The organism is Oerskovia sp. NPDC056781, from assembly GCF_042789955.1.
Classification (GTDB): Bacteria; Actinomycetota; Actinomycetes; order Actinomycetales; family Cellulomonadaceae; genus Oerskovia; species Oerskovia rustica.
The window spans coordinates 1-5,968 of the sequence record NZ_JBHUAD010000233.1 but is presented as its reverse complement, the minus strand read 5'-3'; the positions used below and the strand labels follow the sequence as shown (position 1 = coordinate 5,968).

Annotated in this window: 5 protein-coding genes; 3 read left to right on the top strand and 2 right to left on the bottom strand. The window is 72.7% G+C overall.

The window, feature by feature from the left end; all coding sequences use genetic code 11:
* The 3 genes from ACFRCR_RS15940 to ACFRCR_RS15930 all read left to right on the top strand — a co-directional run.
* Nucleotides 1–359, top strand: a 359-nt coding sequence (locus ACFRCR_RS15940) for an adenine phosphoribosyltransferase (protein WP_377678867.1), incomplete at its 5' end; no start/stop codon positions are given.
* Nucleotides 360–415: 56 nt separating this feature from the next.
* The gene (locus ACFRCR_RS15935; protein ID WP_377678865.1) at nt 416–2,731 is read left to right on the top strand and encodes a RelA/SpoT family protein; all 2,316 of its coding nucleotides are present in this window, start codon (nt 416–418) and stop codon (nt 2,729–2,731) included.
* A gap of 183 nt (nt 2,732–2,914) precedes the next feature.
* Nucleotides 2,915–4,021 (top strand): ATP-dependent DNA ligase, encoded by a 1,107-nt coding sequence (locus tag ACFRCR_RS15930; protein ID WP_377678864.1) that lies wholly within the window; start codon nt 2,915–2,917, stop codon nt 4,019–4,021.
* 109 nt (nt 4,022–4,130) lie between these two features.
* On the opposite strand, the gene ligD is transcribed toward ACFRCR_RS15930, so the two are convergent.
* Both ligD and ACFRCR_RS15920 read right to left on the bottom strand, forming a co-directional pair.
* Nucleotides 4,131–5,222, bottom strand: a complete 1,092-nt coding sequence (gene ligD / locus ACFRCR_RS15925) for a non-homologous end-joining DNA ligase (protein WP_377678862.1) — start codon at nt 5,220–5,222, stop codon at nt 4,131–4,133.
* Between the two features lie 4 nt (nt 5,223–5,226).
* A complete protein-coding gene (locus tag ACFRCR_RS15920) occupies nt 5,227–5,910 on the bottom strand; it encodes a hypothetical protein (RefSeq protein ID WP_377678860.1) in 684 nt (227 codons plus the stop codon).
* Nucleotides 5,911–5,968: the final 58 nt, after the last annotated feature.

The window sequence follows — 5,968 nt, the reverse complement described above, 5'->3', positions numbered from 1 at the left end:
GTCTGGAGGCCCGCGGCTTCCTGATCGGCGCCCCGCTCGCGACCCGCCTCGGCGTCGGCTTCCTGCCGTTGCGTAAGGCGGGCAAGCTCCCGCCGCCCACCGAGACCGTGACCTACGACCTCGAGTACGGCACCGCCTCGATCGAGTTGCGCACCGGGACGCTCGCCCCCGGGGCGCGGGTCCTCGTGGTCGACGACGTGCTCGCCACGGGCGGGACCGCCTCGGCCGGGGCCGAGCTCGTGGAGCGCTGCGGCGGCGTCGTCGTCGGCCTCGCCTTCCTGCTCGAGCTCGACGGGCTGGGGGGCCGCGAACGGCTCGCGGGCCGCCAGGTCGACACGCTCCTGCGCGTGGAGTCGTAGGATTGCCACTCCGACGGACGTCGAGATTCTCCGGCGAACAGGGTGAGGAGGCACGCATGAGCGAAGAGACACGGACCGGTCGGTCCACGAGCGACAGCGGGCAGTCCTCGGCAGCACGGGTACGGTCGCGCTTGGTGCGGTTCGGGGTCCGGGGGAGCCAGGGAGGCATCCCTGCGCTCGAGCCCGTGCTCCAGGCGGTGCGGACCAACCACCCCAAGTCCGACCTGTCGGTCATCGAGCGCGCCTACGCGACCGCGGAGAAGGCTCACCGCGGTCAGATGCGCAAGAGCGGTGACCCGTACATCACGCACCCCGTGGCCGTCGCGACGATCCTCGCCGACCTCGGCTTCGACGGTGCGACGCTCGCCGCCGCCCTGCTCCACGACACGGTCGAGGACACCGAGTACTCGCTCGACCACCTCACCGAGGAGTACGGCGAGGAGATCGCCATGCTCGTCGACGGCGTCACCAAGCTCGACAAGGTGACGTACGGCGACGCGGCCCAGGCCGAGACGGTCCGCAAGATGGTCGTGGCCATGGCCCGCGACATCCGCGTCCTGGTGATCAAGCTCGCCGACCGGCTGCACAACGCCCGGACGTGGAAGTTCGTCCCGTCGTCCTCGGCCGAGCGCAAGGCCCGCGAGACGCTCGAGATCTACGCGCCCCTCGCGCACCGCCTGGGCATGAACACAATCAAGTGGGAGCTCGAGGACCTGTCGTTCGCGACCCTCTACCCCAAGGTGTACGAGGAGATCGTGCACCTGGTCGCCGAGCGCGCGCCGGCCCGCGAGGAGTACCTCGCCGTGGTCCGCGAGCAGGTGACCGCGGACCTGCGCACCGCGAAGATCAAGGCGACCGTGACCGGGCGCCCCAAGCACTACTACTCGATCTACCAGAAGATGATCGTGCGCGGGCACGACTTCGCGGAGATCTACGACCTGGTCGGTGCACGCGTCCTCGTGGACACCGTGCGCGACTGCTACGCGGCGCTCGGAGCGCTGCACGCGCGATGGAACCCCGTCCCCGGGCGGTTCAAGGACTACATCGCGATGCCCAAGTTCAACATGTACCAGTCGCTGCACACCACGGTCATCGGTCCCGGCGGCAAGCCCGTCGAGATCCAGATCCGCACGCACGACATGCACCGCCGCGCGGAGTACGGGGTCGCGGCCCACTGGAAGTACAAGGAGGTCGCCAAGTCGAGCGGCGCTCCGGACACCGCGTCGACCGACATGCAGTGGCTGCGCCAGCTCGTCGACTGGCAGCGGGAGACCGCGGACCCCTCGGAGTTCCTCGACTCGCTGCGCTTCGAGATCGGCGGCGCGGAGGTCTACGTCTTCACGCCCAAGGGTGACGTCATCGCGCTGCCCGCGGGCTCGACGCCCGTCGACTTCTCCTACGCGGTGCACACCGAGGTCGGCCACCGCACCATGGGTGCGCGCGTCAACGGACGGCTCGTCCCGCTCGACTCCACGCTGGAGAACGGCGACGTCGTCGACGTCCTGACGTCCAAGTCGGAGACCGCGGGACCCAGCCGCGACTGGCTCGCCTTCGTCAGCAGCCCCCGCGCGCGCAACAAGATCCGCCAGTGGTTCTCCAAGGAACGCCGCGAGGAGGCCGTCGAGCACGGCAAGACCGCGATCGCCAAGGCCATGCGCAAGCAGAACCTGCCGATCCAGCGCCTGCTCAGCCACGAGTCCCTCGTGGGTCTCGCGAACGAGATGCGCTACCCGGACGTCTCGGCGCTGTACGCGGCGATCGGCGAGGGCCAGGTCTCGGCCGCGAGCGTCGTGCAGAAGCTCGTGCACGCCCTCGGCGGCGAGGACGGCGCGTCGGAGGACCTGGCAGAGATCACGCGCCCCGGGCACACCGCCCGCCGCCCCCGCACGGGCGACCCGGGCGTGGTCGTCAAGGGCGTGGACGACATCTGGGTCAAGCTCGCCAAGTGCTGCACCCCGGTGCCGGGCGACGAGATCATCGGCTTCATCACGCGCGGGCAGGGCGTCAGCGTCCACCGCGCCGACTGCGCCAACGTCGTGGGGCTGCGCAACCAGCCCGAACGCATCGTCGACGTCGACTGGACCACGGGCAGCAACGCACTGTTCCTGGTGCAGATCCAGGTCGAGGCGCTCGACCGCGCTCGCCTGCTCTCGGACGTGACGCGGGTCCTGTCGGACCACCACGTCAACATCCTCTCGGCGACGGTCTCGACCTCGAACGACCGGGTCGCGATGTCCCGATTCGTGTTCGAGATGGCCGAGCCGGGCCACCTGGCCACGGTCCTTTCCGCGGTGCGCAAGGTCGACGGCGTGTTCGACGTCTACCGCATCACGGGCTCCAAGGCCGAGGAGAGGCCCCCGCTCCCGGCCTGACCAGGCTTCCCTGAGGGTGAGTGCACGGCCCGACGGCGTCGCTCGCCGGAGCGTTCCCGTCCCCCGAGGCGCGCCCCGCCCGGGCGAGCGAGGCTCACCAGGCCGAGCGACGTCGTCGGGCATCCGGCGCGGGCCGGGGCTCCTCGACAGGTGCCTGCACGCCCCCGGTGGCAGCATCGGGGGATGGACCTGCCCGTGCTGCCGCCCACGCTGCCCATGCTCGCGAAGTCCGTCTCGGGCGTCCCGGACCCCGCCGCGGTCGAGGGCGGCCTGGTGTTCGAGCCCAAGTGGGACGGGTTCCGGGCGATCGTCTACCGGGACGGCGACGAGGTGCGCCTCGACAGCCGCAGCGCCAAGCCCATGGAGCGGTACTTCCCGGACGTCGTGGCGGCCGTGCTCGACGCCCTGCCCGAGCGGTGCGTCGTGGACGGGGAGATCGTGCTCGCGCAAGCGGGGCGACTCGACTTCGAGGCGCTCCAGCAGCGCATCCACCCCGCGGCCTCGCGTGTCGCGCGCCTGGCCGAGGAGACGCCGGCGAGCCTCGTGGTGTTCGACCTGCTGGCCCTGGGCGACGACGACGTCACGGCCGAGCCCCTGAGCCGCCGCCAGGAGCTGCTCGAGGGCCTGGGGCTCGACGGTCCGCACGTGCACCTGACCCCGCGCACGACCGACCGCGCGGTGGCGCAGGAGTGGTTCGCCGTGTTCGAGGGTGCGGGCCTCGACGGGGTCGTCGCCAAGCCTCTCGCGGGCCCCTACCAGCCGAACAAGCGCGTCATGCTCAAGGTCAAGCACGAGCGCACCGCCGACGTCGTGCTCGCGGGGTACCGTCTCCACAAGACCTCGACCCCCGAGGAACCGCTCCTGGGATCGCTGCTCCTGGGGCTGTACGACGACGCGGGGGCGCTGCAGTTCGTCGGGGTCGCGGCGTCGTTCCCGCGGGCGCGTCGGGCCGAGCTCGTCGCCGAGCTCGCCCCGCTCGTGCTCGACCCGGACGGCCGGGACGCAGCCGACCACCCCTGGGCCGGGTGGGAGAGCCCGGGCACGGGCCGCATGCCCGGTGCGCAGTCCCGCTGGAGCGGCACGAAAGACCTGTCGTTCGTGCCGCTGCGGATCGAGAAGGTGCTCGAGGTCGCCTACGACCACATGGAGGGCAGCCGGTTCCGGCACACCGTCCAGCTGCGGCGCTGGCGCACGGACCGTGAGCCGTCGTCGTGCACGTACGACCAGCTCGAGGAGCCCGTGAGCTATCGCCTCGACGAGCTGCTGCCGGGGGCGCCGGGAGTGGCATGAGCGGGCACCCGGGGTCGCCTGCCCGCGACATCACCTGCCCGCGACGGGCTGCGCGTGCCGCACGAGCCGCTCCGTGCCCCCTTCCCGGCGTGAGCGGGCAGGACAGGGGTCAGGCGCCCTGGGAGTCCTCGTCGTGCCGTGAGGCGTCCTTGCTGGGCTGCACGCGCTTGGGCTCGCCGGGCATCTTGGGATGCTCGGGCGGGTAGGGCAGGTCGCCCAGGCCGTGGTCGCGCTCGTCGCGCGCCGCGAGCTCGAGGGTCTGCTCGAGCGAGAACCGTGGCTCGGGGGCCGCCGCGTCGAGGCGTGCGTGCAGGTCGCCCACCTCCGCGAAGCGCGCAGGCATGGTCAGCACGTCGAAGTCGTCCGGCCCGACGTCGGGCACCTCCTCCCAGCGCAGCGGCGCCGAGACCGTGGCCCGGGCGTTGGAACGGATCGAGTACGCGGAGGCGATCGTGCGGTCGCGCGCCATCTGGTTGTAGTCGACGAAGATCTTGACCCCGCGCTCCTCCTTCCACCACTTCGTCGTGACCTGGTCGGGCAGGCGGCGTTCGAGCTCGCGCCCGATCGCGATCGTCGCCCGGCGCGCCTGCACGAAGCTCCACCGCGGCTCGACCGGGACGAACACGTGCAGCCCGCGGCCGCCCGACGTCTTGGGGAAGCCCTCCAGCCCGAGCTCACCCAACAGCTCGCGCAGGTGCGGGGCGACGCGCGCGGCGTCGGAGTAGTCGGTGCCGGGCTGCGGGTCGAGGTCGATGCGGAGCTGGTCGGGGGACTCGACGTCCGCGCCCGTCACGGGCCAGGGGTGGAAGGTCAGGGTGCCGAGGTTGGCCGCCCACAGCACGACGGCGAGCTCGGTGGGGCGCACCTCGTCGGCCGTGCGGCCGCTCGGGAACGCGATCCGGGCCGTCTCGACGTAGTCCGGGGCTCCCTGAGGGATGCGCTTCTGGTAGAACGCGTCGCCGCTGTTGTCGGTGCGGGTGCTCAGCCGTGCACCCTCGAAGACGCCCTTGGGCCAGCGTTCGAGGGTCGTGGGACGATCGCGCAGCGCCGCGAGGATTCCCGGCCCGACCGACTGGAAGTACGTGACGACGTCGAGCTTGGTCAGCCCGCGGCCGGGGAAGACGACACGGTCGGGGCTCGTGACGCGCACGGTGCGCCCGTCGACGTCGAGCTCGACCGCCGGGGTCGTGGAACGAGGCATCCCCTCACGGTAGACGCGGGGCCGTCCCGGCGCCCGCCGGCAGTCCGTCGACCTGCGGTGGGGACGCGGCCGACAGGTCGGTGAGCAGCGCCCGGGCCCGCGGTCGCCCCGTGCGGCGGTGGCGCAGGTCGAGGGCCCGCAGGGCCGCGCCGACGTCCAGACCGGCCAGCTCCACCAGGGCCCGCAGGACGGGGACCGCGAGCCGAGGGTCCGTCAGGCATGCGACGTCCACCGCGGTCCGCTCGACGCTCGTCACGAGGACGGTGCCGAGCTCGACCGTCTCGGGGCGCAGCAGGGCGCTCTGGCGAGCGATCCGGCCGTGGTGCGGCGGCGGGCGGTGGACGCCGAGCGGGTGGACGACCTCGATCACGACGTCGTCCGGGACCCCGCAGTGGACCCACGCGGCGCTCGTCCCGCCGACCACGGTGCGCGGGGGCACGAGGGGAGCCAGGGAGAGGGCGCGCACGGCGGCGGTGACCTCCGTCGTCGGACGGACCGCGGCGTCACCCCGGACCCGGACGAGCGCCCCGCACCGCACCAGGTCCGTCCAGGCGACGCGGCCGCCCACGTGCTCCGGGCGGACCAGGAGCGGGGCGTCCTCGACCGGGACGTCCATGGCGACGTCCGCGGGCGTGCGCGCGCGGGCCGGGGGAGCGGCTGGGGCCTCGACAGGGCGGCGCGTCGTCACGGCAGCAGCCTGACGTGTCCGGTGGGCATGCGCGAGGGGCCCGTGGGGGCCTGTGGAC